The organism is Halovivax ruber XH-70 (assembly GCF_000328525.1).
Classification (GTDB): domain Archaea; phylum Halobacteriota; class Halobacteria; order Halobacteriales; family Natrialbaceae; genus Halovivax; species Halovivax ruber.
Window position 1 is genome coordinate 1,649,567 of the sequence record NC_019964.1, and the last position, 17,532, is coordinate 1,667,098.

The 17,532-nt window shown below is 64.3% G+C and carries 15 protein-coding genes; 9 read left to right on the forward strand and 6 right to left on the reverse strand.

Going from position 1 to position 17,532, the window contains the following annotated elements:
* Nucleotides 1–3 precede the first annotated feature (3 nt).
* Nucleotides 4–546 carry a DUF7344 domain-containing protein gene (locus HALRU_RS07770; protein WP_015300849.1) on the reverse strand — a complete coding sequence of 181 codons (543 nt, stop codon included), beginning with the start codon at nt 544–546 and terminating at the stop codon, nt 4–6.
* 371 nt (nt 547–917) lie between these two features.
* On the reverse strand, nt 918–1,118 hold the full coding sequence (locus tag HALRU_RS07775; RefSeq protein ID WP_015300850.1) for a DUF7563 family protein: 201 nt from the start codon (nt 1,116–1,118) through the stop codon (nt 918–920).
* Nucleotides 1,119–1,646: 528 nt separating this feature from the next.
* On the opposite strand from HALRU_RS07775, the gene HALRU_RS07780 reads away from it, so the two are divergent.
* Both HALRU_RS07780 and HALRU_RS07785 read left to right on the forward strand, forming a co-directional pair.
* Nucleotides 1,647–1,991, forward strand: coding sequence for a helix-turn-helix domain-containing protein (locus HALRU_RS07780; RefSeq protein WP_015300851.1), 345 nt, complete (start codon nt 1,647–1,649; stop codon nt 1,989–1,991).
* A 270-nt stretch (nt 1,992–2,261) separates the two neighbouring features.
* Nucleotides 2,262–3,290, forward strand: a complete 1,029-nt coding sequence (locus tag HALRU_RS07785; RefSeq protein ID WP_015300852.1) for a DUF1616 domain-containing protein — start codon at nt 2,262–2,264, stop codon at nt 3,288–3,290.
* A 762-nt stretch (nt 3,291–4,052) separates the two neighbouring features.
* Here the strand turns inward: HALRU_RS07785 and HALRU_RS07790 are convergent.
* Entirely contained in the window at nt 4,053–4,571 is a 519-nt protein-coding gene (locus HALRU_RS07790; RefSeq protein ID WP_015300853.1) for a DUF7344 domain-containing protein, read from the reverse strand.
* Nucleotides 4,572–4,974: 403 nt separating this feature from the next.
* Here HALRU_RS07790 and HALRU_RS07795 point away from each other — a divergent pair, with 403 nt between their 5' ends.
* From HALRU_RS07795 to HALRU_RS07810, 4 genes are all read left to right on the forward strand, one after another.
* On the forward strand, nt 4,975–5,550 hold the full coding sequence (locus HALRU_RS07795; RefSeq protein ID WP_015300854.1) for an acyltransferase: 576 nt from the start codon (nt 4,975–4,977) through the stop codon (nt 5,548–5,550).
* Between the two features lie 5 nt (nt 5,551–5,555).
* Entirely contained in the window at nt 5,556–6,662 is a 1,107-nt protein-coding gene (locus tag HALRU_RS07800; protein WP_015300855.1) for a DegT/DnrJ/EryC1/StrS family aminotransferase, read from the forward strand.
* 108 nt (nt 6,663–6,770) lie between these two features.
* Nucleotides 6,771–7,769: a Gfo/Idh/MocA family protein gene (locus tag HALRU_RS07805; protein WP_015300856.1), complete on the forward strand. Its 999-nt coding sequence runs from the start codon at nt 6,771–6,773 to the stop codon at nt 7,767–7,769.
* Nucleotides 7,766–9,202, forward strand: coding sequence for a nucleotide sugar dehydrogenase (locus HALRU_RS07810; RefSeq protein WP_449271804.1), 1,437 nt, complete (start codon nt 7,766–7,768; stop codon nt 9,200–9,202). Before HALRU_RS07805 ends, HALRU_RS07810 begins: the two co-directional genes overlap by 4 nt.
* 367 nt (nt 9,203–9,569) lie before the next feature.
* Here the strand turns inward: HALRU_RS07810 and HALRU_RS07815 are convergent, their stop codons facing one another.
* Nucleotides 9,570–9,815, reverse strand: a complete 246-nt coding sequence (locus HALRU_RS07815; protein ID WP_148680471.1) for a hypothetical protein — start codon at nt 9,813–9,815, stop codon at nt 9,570–9,572.
* Between the two features lie 207 nt (nt 9,816–10,022).
* Here HALRU_RS07815 and HALRU_RS07820 point away from each other — a divergent pair, with 207 nt between their 5' ends.
* Nucleotides 10,023–10,994: a glycosyltransferase family 4 protein gene (locus HALRU_RS07820; RefSeq protein ID WP_015300859.1), complete on the forward strand. Its 972-nt coding sequence runs from the start codon at nt 10,023–10,025 to the stop codon at nt 10,992–10,994.
* A 94-nt stretch (nt 10,995–11,088) separates the two neighbouring features.
* On the opposite strand, the gene HALRU_RS07825 is transcribed toward HALRU_RS07820, so the two are convergent.
* Nucleotides 11,089–12,039 carry a polysaccharide deacetylase family protein gene (locus tag HALRU_RS07825; protein ID WP_015300860.1) on the reverse strand — a complete coding sequence of 317 codons (951 nt, stop codon included), beginning with the start codon at nt 12,037–12,039 and terminating at the stop codon, nt 11,089–11,091.
* A gap of 276 nt (nt 12,040–12,315) precedes the next feature.
* On the opposite strand from HALRU_RS07825, the gene HALRU_RS07830 reads away from it, so the two are divergent.
* Nucleotides 12,316–13,908 carry an alkaline phosphatase family protein gene (locus HALRU_RS07830; RefSeq protein ID WP_015300861.1) on the forward strand — a complete coding sequence of 531 codons (1,593 nt, stop codon included), beginning with the start codon at nt 12,316–12,318 and terminating at the stop codon, nt 13,906–13,908.
* Nucleotides 13,909–14,001: 93 nt separating this feature from the next.
* Here HALRU_RS07830 and HALRU_RS07835 read toward each other — a convergent pair whose 3' ends face one another.
* Nucleotides 14,002–15,312, reverse strand: coding sequence for a hypothetical protein (locus tag HALRU_RS07835; RefSeq protein WP_015300862.1), 1,311 nt, complete (start codon nt 15,310–15,312; stop codon nt 14,002–14,004).
* A gap of 295 nt (nt 15,313–15,607) precedes the next feature.
* Between HALRU_RS07835 and HALRU_RS07840 the strand changes: the two genes are divergently transcribed.
* Nucleotides 15,608–17,416, forward strand: a complete 1,809-nt coding sequence (locus tag HALRU_RS07840) for a hypothetical protein (RefSeq protein ID WP_015300863.1) — start codon at nt 15,608–15,610, stop codon at nt 17,414–17,416.
* Nucleotides 17,417–17,532: the final 116 nt, after the last annotated feature.

Consider the following 17,532-nt stretch of genomic DNA (forward strand, 5'->3'; position numbering starts at 1 on the left):
GCCTCACCGCTCACGGAACGGGAGAGCTGGGAGCGAGCCGTCCGCCGCGACGGCGACGCCACCACCTACGGCGACGAGCGCCAGCGCAAGCGATGCCAGAGAGATCGGGGGAACGCGCGTAACGAGTGGTGCGCCGAGTACGCTCAACGTGACCAGCGCGAGACCACCCAGCGAGAGCGCGATCGTCGCGTGCAACGCCGTCGTTGCGAGCGCGTTCGATTCGTCGATGTGCATCCGAACGCGATCGAAGTGCGGGCCCGGCTGGATCGTCTTCGCGTCCGTGTCGTAGACGACGATACCGTCCGCTTCGAGTTGTGGGAGGTGGGTCTGCTGTAACGAGACGTAGACACTCTTGTAGAGATTGTTCGGAACGGAGTCGTCGGTTGCCGCCTCGCGGGCCGCGACTGTTTGCGCGATATCGGAGACGGCTAGCCGCCCCTCCTCCGCGGCGAGTACGGAGAGGATCTCGCGTCGACGATCGTTCCCCAGGATGTGAAAGATATCACTCTCGGCGAGGCCACCGTCCGGGTCAGCGTGCGTCGACACGTTCGACCCTCCCGACACCGTCTGTCGTCACCGTCCCTTTAGCGGCGGTCATTGATACTGATACCTACGGGAAACGGTCCCTTTAACGTAGTGAAATGTGTTTACCCCATTATATAATTCGATGAAACGGGGTTTGCTGCGGCGATAATCGCGCTTGGACGGGCGACAGACGGCCACCTGCTCCCGGTATCGAGATCGGGAGCCAACTCGATCAGCCCGATCTGCTACTCGGATCAGTCCGATCTGCTACTCGGATCAGTCCGAGCTGCTACTCGAACCAGTCCGCCGGGCTACGAGACCTAGCCTGCTCGGGTCGCAGAAACAGCCGTCATCGGTGTCGGAATGCAGTGATTGACCAGCTTCGAGCGAAGTCAGCGACGCTCACTTCCCGGGAGGTGGTGACCGGATTGCATCTCGCGGTAGGTAGTACAGGCCGGGCACCCGTGAACGACGTCACCGTTGTCGCCGAACACCCGGGCGAACTGTTGGGTGACGTGCGTTCCGCACTTTCGGCAGCGCGTTCCCGTTCCCGACGATTCCATCGGCGTCCAGTCTTGTTCCATTGAGTCCATGATGATCACCGTGAGACGGCGGCGAAGCCCCGTCTGGCCCTTTCGAAACGAGCGTGACCCGATGGACGCTCGCTCCGACGGTATCCTCACTCAGGAGACGGGACCTGATTAAAGTCGCCAGTCCGTTCACCCGATAATTCGGTCACTTGAGGGGTAAACCAGTCATTTACCCCCCAGGCCGGTCGAAATCGAGTCGCTTCGAGCGTGAGCGATGATCGCGACAGTCCACATAGTGAGACAGTTTGACCGACTTTATCGGGGTTTCGCACAGAAAGTTTCACCCATCCCTCGCGTAACCAATTGTTGCTCGCTCCGCTCTCGCTGATACCCGGTGATACGTCGTCGTAACGTGAGATTACCGGAACGAACGTTGATATTTATTGGTGTAACGTCGTCAGTTATCAAATACATCGATCCCGACAGTGTCTCGTAGATGGTCCGTCACCGACGCGACCCGTTCGGTAACCGTTCGGTCACGCCCCTATCGGCGTCGAAACGTCCCCGTTCCACACGAAGTGTCCGCTAACCATGTCGAGCGAAACGACTCGCCACAGCCAACAGACCGAGACCGACCACGTCACGCACGATGCCGAAACACAGCTCGAAGTGCTCGGTAATCAGTGCTCACGAACGATCCTCCTGGCCGTCCAGGAGGGACCGAAGACGGCAAAGGAGTTGACAGACCGAACCGATTGTTCCTCAGCGACCGTCTACCGACGGATCAATGACCTGCTAGAGAACGATCTGGTCGAGGAGTGTATTCGTTTCGAACGCGGCGGCTCACACACGACGGCCTACCGTGCACTGGTCGAAGGACTCGATATTCGTTTCGGCCCCGACGACATTCGGCTCGAACGCGTCGAGTCGGAGTGACGGGCTCCCCGTGTGCGGACGTGACGTGGCCTTTTGCACCCTCAGCGTTCACGTCCCGGGACAGATACGGTCGATAGGGACGGTTACAAATGCTACTTCCAGGCCGTTCGAAGGGCGACGTACAAGTGCTGATTCCTGCAGGGGGTATCCCAGGCATAACAAACCACGGACGAAGCGTTGGATCGGACAGACAATGGACCGAAGGGTTCGTACACGCCGGCAGTCGGTGGCGAGGAAAACGGATCATCACGGCCGCCGTGAGTGGGTCCAGTGAGCTCGCACACCGAAACGCCCGGGAGCGGAGTAAGCTTCGCTCGCCGGTATCCGATCGATCTGCTCGTCTGTACGGGACTCGTGATCTGCTGCTGGTACGTCGTGACGACCCTCCCGGCCGGGAGTCGGCTCAGGATGATCGTCTCACTTCCATTGCTCACCGTCCTGCCCGGGTACGCGCTCGGGGCCGTACTGTTTCCGGCCACTGCGAGGCCGGTCGGTGAGACGGGCACTGGTCGCGGTCGGGCCCGTGGGATCACCACCGCCGAACGACTCGGCCTCGCACTCGGGCTGTCAATCGTCGTGGTCGCGCTCACGATGCTCGGTCTCGGGATTCGCCCGGGTCCCTTCACCACCGTGCCGACGGCCACCGCCATCGCCACGATCACCGGTGTGAGTGCGATCGTCGGCATGTGGCGCCGGTTCAGGATTCCAGTATCGCAACGATTCGCACTTAGACCACACTACTGGATGGGACAGCTGCTCGATAGTGGGGACAGCAGGTACGTAACCGCCTCCGCCCTCGTGCTCGTCGCGGCGGTCGCGCTCGCGGGCGGCGCACTGACGTACGCCATCGTCACACCGGTCGCTGGTGGCTCGTACACCGAAATCGCGCTCTACGGCGAAGACGAGAACGGCTCGACGGAGATCGGGGCGGTTCCCGAGGCGGTCGAACCAGATAGTTCGATCCCGATCACCATCGAACTATCCAACGAACACCGCCAAGCACAGGAGTACACCGTCGTCGTCCAGGAACAGACGGTCACGACTGGGGAGCCGACGAATCGAACCGAGATCTCGCGATTGCAGTACGACGTCGGAGCAGGGGAACGCGAACGACGCACCACGACACTCGTACCAGGCGTCGGTCTCGACGAGACTGTCCGCGTTGTCGCGCTCCTGTACGAGACGGAGGACGGGACCGTTCCGGCGACCCCGACGATGGAGAACGCCGACGACTACGTGTACTTCCACACGCACGTCACCGACGATCCGGACGGCGACGACACCATCGTCGTCGGCTGAGACGACTCGTCCCAGTAGCGCGGTTGGGCCGAGACGAGAGACGATTCGTCGGGGGCTATCCACTGGGTGGGCCACGCAGACTGGACCGGTGAGTGGGTCAGTCGAACTGATTCGATGAGTCTACCTAACCTGTCGAACCCGGCCCTCGATCGGCAGCACAGCTCACTCACCAAGACGAATCTCGAGAAGACAGTGGCTCAGTAACGACGGGCCACTCGACGGCATACGTCCTGTCGCATCTGCACACCGTCCACAACCGGACGAGGCCGCATACCCGCCGTCGAGCGATGGTCCGGTAGGGAAGGTTGGATCAAACCTGTGGAGCCATAGCGACGGACAGAACGGCCGCTACGATGATTCTCGGGCTCGTTCCAGGCGATACGCGGATGGAGCGGTCTATCCAACAGCGCGCAGACAGGACGGGCCTGAGAACACAATCCGACAGTTCGGAAGCAGGTCGACGAGTCGCAGGCTCAGCACGAGCGCAGACGCCGTCCACCCACTGCTGATCGAGCGTGAACAGGGGCCTTCAAAAGATCCACCGCCGCGTTCATAGGACACGAACAGCCGCCAGCGACGCTTTCAGAAAAGTTCTGTCGAGCCGGGAGCCGTGCCTCATTCGGGCCGACTCGTTCCCGAAAGGGGGCGGCTGTCCCGTATTTTTTCAGCACTCGTCAGTGGAGTAGATGCTGAGTGAACACCAGTCGGACGACGTGTGAGGAAGGGGCGCCGGCGAGGGACCGTCGATCGAGTCGTCTGGAGTTACCGGCCAGTCGACGAGACAGCAATCGGGGAGCGACGACGAACGAGTGCGACGGCGAGGAACAGGACGCAGGTGACCATCGCGACGAGTGGGGCGATCCCGGTCGTCACGGGCCCGACAGACAACACGGCCAGGGAAAGTGCGGCTGCAGCACCGACGGCCACGAGCGCGTAGGGCCGTTGCCACGACGACCCGTCCGGTCGGCGTCCCAGGTACGGTGTAAACACGCGCCCGTCGTGACGGAGCGTGATACGATGCGCGTCGGGGTCCCAGTCGACGATGCCGTGGTCCTCGAGCATCGGCAAGTGCGTTTGATACAGGGAGATGTACACCCGCCGACGCTGAGCTCGGTCGACCTCTGTCCGGGAGAGCCCGTTCTCCCAGGCGGCGACCTGCTCGACGAGCGGTGTGAGGTCACACGAACCGTTACACTCCGTGAGGTACCTGACAGCCATCCGTCGGCGAGCGTTGCTGAACACGTCGAAGAGTTCCGCTTGCGTGAGTTCGTTCGTACTCATCCGTGACCTCCCTCGTCCGTCCCGGCAGCAGCCCTGACAGCGGGTATCGGATAGCTCACGGCCAGTAATGGGGCAGAAACGGGCTTTACTATCTCCCGGCTACCCCGTCGAAAGCCGATTGTACCGTTCGGGACCCGTGACGGACCGCGAATCCGAACGGTACAGCGCATGTGAGTGGAGATTACGCCAAAGACGACGGATTCACCGCTCCTGCGTGGAGTCGACAGCGAGTCGGCGAGGCAGGGGAATTCGACCGATGATCTTTCTGTAGATCTGGGCTACGTCGTGTGCAGGTTGGAGTTAACAAAGCCTCGATACCGGGTTCGTTCGGTCGATTGCAACCGAGTCGAGCAGTCGAGATACCCATGGAAGCACGACCATACCAGACTCGAGGTGACCAGACGTGACGCAGCGTATCCACGGCGAAAACTGTCGCATACACGACGACGCATCGATCGGCACCGGCGACGGCGAGCCACCGACGATCGGCGACGAGGCCACGATCAGAGCCGGAGCGATCGTCTACGACGACGTCTCGATCGGTGATCGGTTCGCGACCGGACACCACGTCCTGATCCGGGAGGAGACGTCGATCGGTGACGACGTTCTCGTTGGGACGCACACGACGATCGACGGCCGGACGGAGATCGGCTCCGACGTGAGCATTCAATCGGCGGTCTACGTGCCCACGGAGACGACGATCGGCTCGAACGTCTTCGTCGGTCCCGGGGCCGTGATGACCAACGACGAGTACCCCATCCGGCAGGACACCGACCTCGTCGGCCCGACGATCGGTGACGGCGCGTCGATCGGGGCGAACGCGACGATCCTCCCCGGTGTGACGATCGGCGAGGGTGCGTTCGTCGCCGCGGGTTCGGTCGTGACCGAAGACGTCCCTCCCGAGACACTCGCCATCGGCACGCCAGCGCGGACGGAACCGCTTCCTGAGCAGCTCGATCGGCCAAACCAGCTCGCCTGATCCACATGGCCGACATCCCACTCGCAGATCCCGATATCGGACCGGCCGCGTTCGATCGCGTCGAGACACTGCTCTCACGCGGAGAGCTAGCTGACGGTCCCGAAGTCCGACAGTTCGAAGACGAGTTCGCCGACTTCTGTGACGTCTCACACGGTGTGGCGACGTCGAACGGAACGACGGCGTTGTGTGCGACGCTCAGAGCGTTCGGGGTCGAACGCGGTGATGCGGTCGTCACGAGCCCGTTCTCGTTCGTCGCCAGCGCGAACGCAGTCCGGCTCGCAGGGGGCCAACCAGTGTTCGCCGACATCGACCCCGAGACTTACACGCTGGACCCTGACGCCGTCCGCCGATGCTGTGACGAACGCGACGACGTAGTCGGCATCCTCCCGGTTCACCTCTACGGCTGTCCCGCCCCGATGGACGAGTTGACCACGATCGCGGACGAGTACGACCTGTTCGTCGTCGAAGACGCCTGTCAGGCTCACGGCGCCTCACTGAACGGGGAGCCCGTCGGCTCGCTCGGCGACGCCGCGTGCTTCTCGTTCTACCCGACGAAGAACATGACGACCGGTGAAGGGGGCATGGTGACGACGGATTCGACCGCCGTGGCCGACCGGATCGCGCGCTACTGTAATCACGGTCGAGCAACCGGCGACCGTGCGTACGGTCACGTCGAACTCGGACACAACTTCCGAATGACGTCGATCGCGGCGGCGATCGGCCGGCGACAACTGGACCGCTTGCCGGCGCTCAACGACGCCCGTCGGTCACACGCTGCGTACTACGACGAACACCTGCCACGCGGTCCGATCGAACGTCCGATCGAACCTGCCGGGGCTCGCCACGTCTACCACCAGTACACGATTCGGACACCGGATCGAGACGCACTCGCCGAGTCCCTCGCAGCCGAGGGCATCGATACCGGGGTCTACTACGACACACCCATTCACGAACAACCGGCCTACGACGACGTTCACACGGCCGCTGGGACCTTCCCGCAGACGGAACTGGCTGCCGACGAAGTCCTGTCGATACCGGTCCACCCGTCACTCGACGACGACGCACGACGGGCCGTCGTCTCTGCCATCGCGACGCACTTCGAAGAGAGATGACCAATCAATTCACTCGCGCTCGCGCCCGCGGGCCGATCGGCGACGGCACGGCACGTGACGGACACGACGATACGACCGGCGACGAGCACCCAGACCATTCAACTCCCAATGACAACCACTGAACCGACGACGCCCGTTACGGAACCGCCACGAGCCGGCGTCATCGGCGTCGGCGCGATGGGCGAGAACCACGTGCGCGTCTACAGCGAATCGAGAGGTGTCGAACTCGCCGGTATCACCGACCTCGACGACGAACTGGCCACCTGCGTCGCAGACGAATACGGGACGACGGCCCGATCACTGTCGACACTCCTCGAAACGTGTGACCTCGTCTCGATCGCCGTGCCCACCGCGGCGCATTACGAGACCGTGCGTCGCTGCCTCGACGAAGACGTCCACGTACTCGTCGAGAAACCCCTCACTGCCAGAATCGATCGAGGTCGCGAACTGGCCCAGTTGGCCGACGAACGGGGGTTGATCCTCCAGGTCGGACACGTCGAACGGTTCAACCCGGCCGTTCGAACCGCAGCTTCGCTCGTCGAGGACCTCGACATCATCGCCATCGAGGCCCAGCGGCTCGGCCCGCCGATCGACCGCACGGCGACCGATCGGGTCACGCTCGACCTGATGATCCACGACGTCGACGTCGTCCAGTCCCTCCTCGACGACGAGCCGACGACGATCTCCGCGACGGGGACCGCCGATGGGCAACACGCCACGGCCACGCTCGAGTACGGCGACGTCGTCGCGACGATGACCGCGAGTCGAGTGAGCCAGCGCAAGGTGCGACGGCTGACGATCACGGCCGCCGACTGTCTGGTCGAAATCGACTACCTCGATCAATCGGTCCTCCTGTATCGCGACTCGTTCCCCGAATTCGTCAGCGGCGAGGTCGGGACACGCTATCGCCACGAGAGCGTGATCGAACGACCCGAGGTCAACAATCGGGAGCCGTTGCGCGTCGAACTCGAGTCGTTCGTCGAGGCGGCGACGACCGGCTCGCCACCAGACGTGACTGCCGCCGACGGATTGCGCGCCCTCGAGACGGTCCGCGAGATCGACCGACTCGTCACGGGCGAGGCAGACCTGGAGGTGACCACCCAGTGAGCGATTCGATGGTCTCGGGCCTCTACGACGACGCTTCAGAGGCGGACCGACGCAACGACAGTACGAAAGCGGACCGACGCGACGCACTCACCAGCGGCCGCCTCCCGGTCGCCGTCTACGGCCTTGGCAAGATGGGGCTCCCCCTCGCCGCCGTGTTCGCAGACACTGGGATGCGAGTGCTCGGCGTCGACGTCGACCCCGACGTGGTCGATTGCGTCGCGAATGGTGATTGTCACGTCGAGGAACCCGGCCTGGCCCCGCTGGTGGCCGAACTGGTCGAGACCGGCCGCTTGGACGCGACGACGGACGGGCCAGCCGCCGCTGCCGAGGCCGCGGTCCACGTCATCATCGTGCCGACACTCGTCCGCGATGGGGGTGAACCCGACCTGTCGACCGTCGAGGCCGTCGTGGCCGATATCTCGACTGGCCTGGCTCCCGGTGATCTCGTCGTCCTGGAATCGACAGTCCCGCCCCGGACGGCTCGCGACGTCGTGACGCCAACACTCGAGGCGGAGACGGGACTGGACCGGGGGGAATTCGGCGTCGCCGTCTGCCCGGAGCGAACGGCGTCGGGGAGAGCCCTCCGGGACATCCGCGGCTCCTACCCGAAGGTCGTCGGCGGGATCGACGCCGAAAGCACCAGGGCGGCCTTGCTCCTGTACGCGGACGTGACGTCCAATCGGGTCACGCCGGTCGCCGACGCCACCACCGCGGAAGCCGTCAAAGTCTTCGAGGGTATCTACCGCGACGTCAACATCGCGCTCGCGAACGAACTCGCGACGACGTGTGACGACCTCGGCATCTCCGTCAGGGAAGCGATCGAGACCGCGAATCAGTTACCGGTCTGTGACATTCACGACCCCGGCCCCGGCGTCGGGGGTCACTGCATTCCCAACTATCCGCACTTCCTCATGGACCGCGTGGAGACCGAAACGCCGCTCACGGCGACCGCACGAGCGGTCAACGAGAGGATGCCGATCGTGACTGTCGATCGGCTCGAACACGAACTCGAACGGACGGGCGGCGAGCTTCGGGACGCCTCGGTCGCCGTCCTCGGACTCACGTACCGTGCCGGCGTCCCCGAACTTCGCAACGCACCGGCGCTCGACGTGATTGCGGAGCTCGATCGGCGGGGTGCTTCGGTCGTCGCCGTCGATCCGTTCGTCGATCCGGAGTCGGTCGACATTCCTGGACTGCCGATCGACGACCTTCCTGAAACATCACTGGATGCGGTCGTCCTGACGACACCGCACACGGCGTTCGACCGGATCGACTGGGAGACGATCGACCCGCTCGTTCTCGTCGACGCGCGAGACGCACTCTCACTCGAGAATACCCACCATCGTGTCGTTACGCTCGGAGTGGGAACGCCACCGGACGAGTCCACAACCGCACAGGATCGCTCGATTCTCGGCCAGGTCGACGCACAGTAAGCCGCCACGCTGGAGCGCCCGAAAGACCCGTTCCGCCCGAAACACCCGGTCCGTCCAGAACACCCGGAACGCGCGGAACATCCGGAACACTCGAAAGCCGCGGGCACCCGGAACGCGCAGGACGCCCGGAACACCTGAACCCGCGGGCACGCGGAACGCGAGATGGCCTGGTTTTCACTTTTCGCGTAATCGCGTACAGACACTCGTACGCACAGCCAACGAGCATTCATTCGGAATCGCGTACGGACGTCCATCCGCCACTCACGCACCGGTACGTGGTCACGGCTCGACGGATGTCAGGTTCTCGTGGCGCTGTGCTCGCCGCGAAAGGGCGACCGTCGACGCCGCGGGGCGAGGAAGCCGATCGTCAGGAGACGGGGTACTCGGCGATCGTCCGGCGATCGCAGGACGGACAGCGAGTCGCCTCCGCACCGACGGTCGTTCCGCAGCGACGACACTCGTAGACGACTGGATCCCGGGGCTCGTCGTCGGCGGTCTCGGGCTGGCGGTGGGGTGAAACCGGCGCCGATCCACTGCCGATCGACGCATCGCCGTTGTGCGGGCCGCCCGGCGGGCCGGTGAGGAGGCCGGTGATGTATTCGACGAGTGTCATACCAGCGTCAAACGGCGCTTCACCGAACGGTGAAATAAGTGTTTCTTGGGTTGGCATCAAATGATAGGTGAATCGGACCCGCATTCGCCCCCGCCCGCCGCGGACTACGCAGTATCGTTCACAGGATGGCCGTTCAGAACGACTGGCCGCCCCCTGCTCACAACAAGTGCTCGCTAACAAACCGTCTCGAACGCGACGCTCCACCCGATGCGCGTATTGACGCTGACGACGAACGCGGAGGCGCCGTTTTTGACCCAGCAGATCGACGCCCTCCGCGACCGTGGCGTCGAATCCGTCGTGCGGTCGGTCCCGGGGGATCCGACCGGCGCGGACGGACGATCCCCGGTCGACTATCTGCGATTCGTCCCCATCGTTCGGGCAGCGATCGATCCCTCGATCGACCTGATTCACGCACACTACGGGTTGCTGGGTCCGATCGCGCTCGCCCAGCGTCGCTGTCCCGTCGTCCTCTCGCTGTGGGGATCGGACCTCAACGGATCCGTCGCGCCGATCAGCCGCCTCTCCGCCCGCTTCGCTGACGAAGTGATCGTCATGTCGGCGGCGATGGAATCAGCGCTCGCCACCGACGCACACGTGATTCCCGACGGAATCGACCTGTCGACGTTTCGGCCTGTGGATCAGGATCGGGCACGCCAGCGCGTCGGCTGGACGGACCCCGGGTCGAACGTCCTCTTTCCATACGCGAAGTCACGGTCGGTGAAGAACTACCCGCGTGCGAAACGCATCGTCGAGCGCGCGAATCGACTCGCCGACGAGCCGGTCCGCCTCCGAACGATCTCTGGCGTTCCCCACGACCGAATGCCGCAGTACATGGCCGCTGCAGACGCCCTGCTCCTCACCTCCGACAGTGAGGGATCGCCGAACGTCGTCAAGGAAGCCATGGCCTGTTCGCTCCCGGTCGTATCGACGCCAGTCGGTGACGTCCCACAGCGACTCGCCGACGTCGAGCCCACAGTCGTCAGCGATGACGATGACACGCTGGTCCATGGACTCGTCGACGTCCTGCGGTCGGGAGCTCGATCGAACGGACGCGAAGCCGTCTCGTCACTGTCCATCGACCGAACGACAGACGCTGTGGTCCAGGTCTACGAACGGGCGCTGGGCCGATCCGAACGTGCGATTGCGAGCGCGGAATCGCCGGTGCAACGAACCCGATAACATTACTGCAGCGTTACCAACGTCGACACCTCAGTATCGCTTCGTAACCCTCGTCGACTCTCAGTACCGTTGGGTGACGGACGCCGACGCTCCGTTACAGTTGGGTGACGGACGCCGACGCCTCAGTGGCGTCCGGCACGACAGGCGTATCCGCCGAGCGTGCCCGATCACCGACCTGCCGCATCGTCTCGACCTGGAGGTCCGAAGTCGATCGGCGACGGTCGACGTGCTCGACGATGCGCTCGAGCCGGTCGGCGTCCGCCGGTGTCGTTAGGTTGTTCGGGTGGAGCCACAGGTGAAAGAGGCCGTCCGACTCGGCCGCCTGATCGATTCCCCGCCGTGCGAGTTCGACCATCGGATCGTTCCAGAGGCGTTCCGCGGCGCGTCGAAGCGTCCCCTCGAAGCCGAAACAGAACACCGACGCCGGTACGTCGACCAGGCCGTGGGAATCGATCCGGGGTTCGACGAGGAGCGATTCGTTGCGCGCGAGCGTCGCCAGCACGGACGAGGCACCTTCGGGAAGCGACGTCCGCCCCCGATAGACGGAGAATCCCGTCTCTGCGAGCACTTCGAGGTGACCGACTTCGTTACGCGGGAAGACGAACGAATCGAGGGAGAGTCCCCACTCGGCAGCGACCGCTTTCGCTCGTCGACACTCCTCACGCGCGATCTCTGCAGACGTGTCGGGAGCACCGAACAACACGTGCGAGAACGAGTGCGACGCGATTTCGTGATCGACCGGCGAGTCGACCAGCCGTTCGACGAGTTCAGGCGCGAACCTGAGGTCGTCCCGATCCGCCCACCCATTGCGTTCGCGCTCAAACCAGTCGGGTGGTGTCGGGTGGTCGTCGTGACGGCCGTCACACTCCGACAACAGCAGGTGGCCGACGATCGCCCAGGTAGCCGGAACCTCGTACCGATCCAGGATCGTATGGGTCGACTCCCAGCCCCAGCGGGCGTTCTCGACCCGGTGACGTGGCAGACGGTCGAGGTCGTGGAACCCCCAGCCGAGCTCCGCATCGATGGAGATGACGACGCTACCCACGTCCGATCACCTCGAACCGAGTGAGCATACCTACCCACCGACGGGGAGTCGGTTTGTTATGGCCGTCGTGTGAACGGTAGGCCCGCCGAACGGGAAGCGGAGACCGGTTCAGGACAGTATCGAAGGCGAACGTCCTCGAGATCACTTGCAGGCCCGGTACGATGCCAGGTATCGGACCGACCGCCACGCTCGCCTCACGGTGGGCGTCTGCAGATACTCCTTAACAAAGCCGACCGGGTGCCAACGCAGGCGGTAGCAGGTGTCTCGAGGAACCATATGTCAGGATCGACAACAGGGGCCGAGCGCGCGTTCGTGCTCGGCCTCGACGGCGTCCCGTGGCGGTTTATCGAGCGATGGAGCGAGGACGGCACGCTCCCGAATTTCGCCAGACTCCGCGAGGAAGGTGCGTCGGGACCACTCGACAGTACCCGACCGCCGACGACGCCGCTGGCGTGGCCGTCGATCGCGACCGGCGTCTGGCCGGACAAACACGGCGTGTACGGGTTTCAAAAGCTCTCGTCCGAGTACACGCATCGGATGTACACGAGCCAGGACATCACGCAGCCCCGGCTCTGGCACCAGCTCTCTCCGTCGATCGTCGGCAACGTCCCGCTGACCTATCCGCCGGATGAACTCGACGGTAGCGTCGTCGGCGGCATGATGACGCCGTCGACCGAAACCGACTACACGCACCCCGACTCACTGGCCGACGAAATCGAGGACGCGATTCCCTCCTATCGGATCAGCCTCGAGTATCCGGAGTACGCAGACGACCTCGAGGCGTTCGAATCCGCCATCGACGATCTGCTCGCGGACAGGCGCGCGTTGCTCGATCTCTTGCTCGACCGAACACCGGACTGGCGGTTGTGCTTTTTCGTCTTCACGGCGCCGGACCGCTTTCAGCACCTCGTCTGGGACGAGGATCGCCTACGCGAGCACTACCGAAAACTCGACTCGATTCTCGGTGACGTGATGGCGTACACGGACGAACGCGACGCGAACCTCTTCGTCGTCTCGGATCACGGCTTCGGCGAGATCGAGACGCTCGTCTACGTCAACTATCTGTTAGAGGAGGCCGGGTACCTCACGCGACGCGACGACGAGGGAACCAGAGGGGCCCTCTCGAAACTCGGCATCACGCGCGATCGCGTGACGAACGTGCTCGCACGAGTCGGCCTCTCCGAGGAACGCCTCGCGACGACCCTTCCAAGGGGAATCGTCGACTCGGTCGCCGAGTCGATCCCCGGCGACCACGCGCTCTACGACGTCTCCTACCCCGAGACGACCGCGTTCGTCCACGACGCCGGGAACCTCTACGTCAACGACACCGAACGATTCGCCCACGGGACCGTCGATCCTCGCGACGTCCCCGGCCTCAAATCGGAGGTAACCGAGCTGTTCGAGTCCGTCACCGATCCAGTGACCGACGAGCGGGTCCTGTCCGTGTTCGACGGTGACGAGTTGTTTCCGACCGACGATCACTCCCCAGACCTCGTGGTCAACGGGAAGCCCGGATACGAGACCCGCAACGCCATCGTCGACGAACCGTTCGGCGACACCGGCTCGACGGCGGCCAGCCACGAACGCACCGGCATCATGTGCTGTCGCGGGCCGGACATCGAGGCTGGCGCGACGCTACGGGGCGCTCGTGTGGTCGACGTCGCCCCGACACTCTTGCACGGACTCGGGGAACCGGTCCCGGCGAGTGCCGACGGGCGTGTCCTCTTCGACGCGTTCGAGACCGATTCTCCGCCGGCGACCACGAAGGTGCGGCGACGTACCGTGAGCGTACGCGAACACGACGGCTCGGTCGACGACGATTTCTCGGACGTCGAGACCCGGCTCAAAGGGCTCGGGTACATGGAGTAACGAGGCCCGAACAGGGGTTGGACCGTCGAGTCGATCACACTGCCAACTGACCGTCTAGTGCGAGTGGTCTACAGAGAGGCGACCAGTGCCCGGTCAATTCCGTCCCTGCGCCAGCCGACGCCGAATCGTCGACGCCTCGCTCCAGAGTGGATACAGTCGACGGTAGACACCCGTCGGCATGGTTCTGGCGCCGGCCCTGAGCACGCGATGAGAGAGCGGTGGCCGAGACGAGTCGACGAGCTCGTCCAGGTCCACGGAATCGAGCCACGCGAAGAACGCACGTTCGGCCCGAGAACGCGGTGTCGTCTCTCGTGCTCGATCGCGAATGTCGGCCCACATGTGGCGCTCGTCAATCCCGAGGACCCAGTGGCCCCGCTCGAATGATTCCCTGACGGTCCGGTAATCGGCGTCGCTGAAGCGATAGCCGTGGTCGGTCGGATCGAGCCCGGCGAGTCGAAGACCGATCGCCGTTCTGTAGCACTTTTCGCAACGGCCACAGTTCCCGTCGAGTCGGTCGTTGCAAGTCTGCAGTTCGAGTTCGTGGGGCGACTCCACGGCGTACGCCGCGAGCAGATCGAGTCGCTCCTGACGCGTGAGTTCGTAGCCGTCGTGGTGGCACTCGGTCCCCGCCCAGCGAACGTGCCCGTCGATGTCGGGACGCGAACCCCAGGCGAGATCGATCCCCTCCCAGTGTGTCGCAGCGACGTAGAGGTCGCCGATCCCGCTCGCGTACGCGAGCGGTGCACACAAACCAGTGAGGCCCAGTCCGTGCCCGACCGAACTGTACCACGCACCGTCGACGTGGCGCTTGTAGTGGGCCAGTAACATCGGGTGATCCAGAAACCGGAGCATGTTCGACTCGACGAATGCCGTCTCCAGATCGCGCGGTTCGGCGAACGACTCGACCCGCGCGCGTAACACGTCCCACTTGTGATCGTCCGCCGCGTCGGGGGTGATGGTCCACCCACGAATGCTCACGAGCGTCGGCGCTTCGTCGCGATGGCGGACGTACGACGCCGTCGAGTCGACGCCGCCGGTGAAGAGCAGTCCGCTTCCATCGGTCCGCGCCGGTGGATCGGTCCGCCGCCGCGGTGCGCGGAGCTGCCCGCCCGCTATGAACGAGTGCATGTCGCCGAGTGCATCTCGAACGGCTGCGAGCGAGCGAGCGAAGCGCTGGTCGACGACGGGTGCCCGCACGTCGCCGCCGCGAGCCCACGCGACCGGACAGAGCTGGGAGAGAACGGGGATCACCAGCACCGATCGGGGAACGTCGTCAATCGGCCGGTCGTAGGACACCTGGAAGGGGTCGCCCGAAAGAAATCGAGAGAGTCCGCCGGTGGCGCTCACCGTACACTCTAAGTCGGTTCCGTCGGCCTGGATCGCGTCGACGCTGAAAGCTGGCATGTCGGGGAGAGTGACACGACAGCGACGCCAAAAACTCCGCTGGCGCGTCGCACACGGCGCGAATCCACAGACTGCCCGCCGAGAGTAGCGGCTGGATAACAAACGACCGAGGAGAAATCGTGCAGACCGATGACCAAGGCTGCCGACCGATCTCGCGTCGGTGCGCGAGCGCCGACTGCGATCAGCGGCAGGGGCCGAGACGGATGTGGACCGCAGGTGACGGCCGCTGTCGTCGATGCTCGCACAGTCGCTCCGATAGCCGCCCTCGAATGGTGCCCGACGGGGGAAACGATCGATGCGTAAGACGCTCGCCAACGGGTGGATCGCCGTCGGATTCGTCGCCGTAGCCATCGCCATCGTCGCCGGCCGACTGCAACCGGCGACCGGATACGAGCCCTCCCTGTACGCGGCGACGCCGGCACTCACCTGGCTCTGTCTCGGGCTGGCGTTCGTGGTCGCCGTCCCGACGGCGTTGACCCATCGGGGCATCCACCAGGCACTCGGGATCGGCCTCGGCGGCCTCGCGGTCACCACCATCGTCTGCCTGCCACTCATCCGCGGCTACACGTTCATCGGAATGGGTGACGGGCTGACGCATCTCGGCTGGACGCGCGACATCCAGACGGGAGCGATGGCCCCACACGACCTGTTCTATCCGGGGTTGCACAGTCTCGCGACGGGCCTGTCCACCGTGGGCGGGTTCGACCTCTCGCACGCCCTCTTGATCGCTGTCGTCGTGTTGTTCGTCCCGTTCGTCCTGTTCGTCCCGCTAACCGTCGACGCGATTACCGACCGGCCGCAGGCCGTCGGCGTCGCAGCGATCCTCTCGTGGTTCGTGCTCCCGGTGAACAACGTCGCGACACACATGGGCGCTCACAGCAACACGAATGCGCTCTTTCTCGTCCCCGTGTTCCTCTTCGCCGTCGTCGCGTACCTCTATCGTCGCGCACCGGTTTCCCTGCCAGTTCTCGGCTCCCCATACGGGGTGCTAGTCGTGTTCGTCGGACTCGGCCTCTTGCTCGTCCATCCACAACAGCTGGCCAGTGCGGTCGTCGTGCTCGCTTCCATCGCCGCGATTCAGCTCCTGGTCAGACGCCGTTCGAGTGACGATCAACCGATCCTCGAGCACCCGACGACGACCGCCCACACGGCCGTGCTGGTCGGCGCGTTTTCCGTCTGGGTGCTCGTGAACGAGCGGTTTCGCGACGCCGTCATCGGATTGGCGTACGGGCTCGCGACGACAGACATCGGCGGTGACGAAGCGGTCGGCCAGCGGCGAGCCTCGCTCACCGAGATCGGCGGGAGCATTCCCGAGTTGTTCGCGAAGTTGTTCCTGGTGAGTGCGCTGGTCGGCCTCGTGGTCGGGGGATACCTCCTGATCGTCTGGCTCGGTCGAAGTCACGCCAGGCCCAGAACACGCACGGCCGCGACGTACCTCGGTGGGGCGCTCGTTCCCCTCGGTGCGATGTTCGCCGTCTATTTCCTCGGCACGCCGACCATGGCCTTCAGGCAGGTGGGCTTCATCGCCGTCGTCCTGACGATACTCGGGGCGGTAGCGATCTCCGGGTTCGTCGGTTGGAGTGGTCAGTACGTTCCCCGTGGCCTCTCGACGGGCCTCGTCGCGATCGTTCTCGGGGCCTGTCTCGTCCTCGCGCTGGCGACGGTCTTCGCTTCACCGTTCATCTACAGTCCCACTCAGCACGTCTCCGAGGGAACCTACCACGGCTACGAGACGGCGATCACGAACGGAACCGACCAACCATACGCCGGGTACGGCTACACGACCTACCGGTTCAATCACGCCCTCTACGGCGTCGAAGGAGTCCCACCCGAACGGGCGGGCATCGTCGGGTCGGGAACCGGCGTGATCGACGCCGACGAGTTCAACGATGAGGACTATCAGTACGCCTACGCGGACGAAGATCCCTACTTCCTGGCCGTGAGTTCGTTCGACACCGTTCGCGAACACGACCTCTATCGTGGCCTCAACTACGACCCAGGTGCGTACGAGCGACTCGAGTCCTACGACGGGTCCTCACGGTACGTCTCGAACGGAGAGTTCGTCCTCTACGAAGTGGCGAGTGGCAGCGACCGGTTCCGGTGAGCTGGTCGATTTTCGCCCTCGGCAGAGTTCGGTCTCACCTCGATAGGTGACTGACCCACCAGTTGGTGACCGAACAGAGTGTCGGTCGCTCTCACTGTATCGCATCGATAGTCACG

Bases quoted from the DNA above. Each gene is read 5' to 3' on its own strand.
- HALRU_RS07790 (WP_015300853.1), bottom strand. From the start codon at position 4,571: ATGAGTACGAACGAACTCACGCAAGCGGAACTCTTCGACGTGTTCAGC.
- HALRU_RS07800 (WP_015300855.1), top strand. From the start codon at position 5,556: ATGGCCGACATCCCACTCGCAGATCCCGATATCGGACCGGCCGCGTTC.
- HALRU_RS07830 (WP_015300861.1), top strand. From the start codon at position 12,316: ATGTCAGGATCGACAACAGGGGCCGAGCGCGCGTTCGTGCTCGGCCTC.
- HALRU_RS07780 (WP_015300851.1), top strand. From the start codon at position 1,647: ATGTCGAGCGAAACGACTCGCCACAGCCAACAGACCGAGACCGACCAC.
- HALRU_RS07835 (WP_015300862.1), bottom strand. From the start codon at position 15,312: ATGCCAGCTTTCAGCGTCGACGCGATCCAGGCCGACGGAACCGACTTA.
- HALRU_RS07775 (WP_015300850.1), bottom strand. From the start codon at position 1,118: ATGGACTCAATGGAACAAGACTGGACGCCGATGGAATCGTCGGGAACG.
- HALRU_RS07815 (WP_148680471.1), bottom strand. From the start codon at position 9,815: ATGACACTCGTCGAATACATCACCGGCCTCCTCACCGGCCCGCCGGGC.
- HALRU_RS07840 (WP_015300863.1), top strand. From the start codon at position 15,608: ATGCGTAAGACGCTCGCCAACGGGTGGATCGCCGTCGGATTCGTCGCC.
- HALRU_RS07805 (WP_015300856.1), top strand. From the start codon at position 6,771: ATGACAACCACTGAACCGACGACGCCCGTTACGGAACCGCCACGAGCC.
- HALRU_RS07820 (WP_015300859.1), top strand. From the start codon at position 10,023: ATGCGCGTATTGACGCTGACGACGAACGCGGAGGCGCCGTTTTTGACC.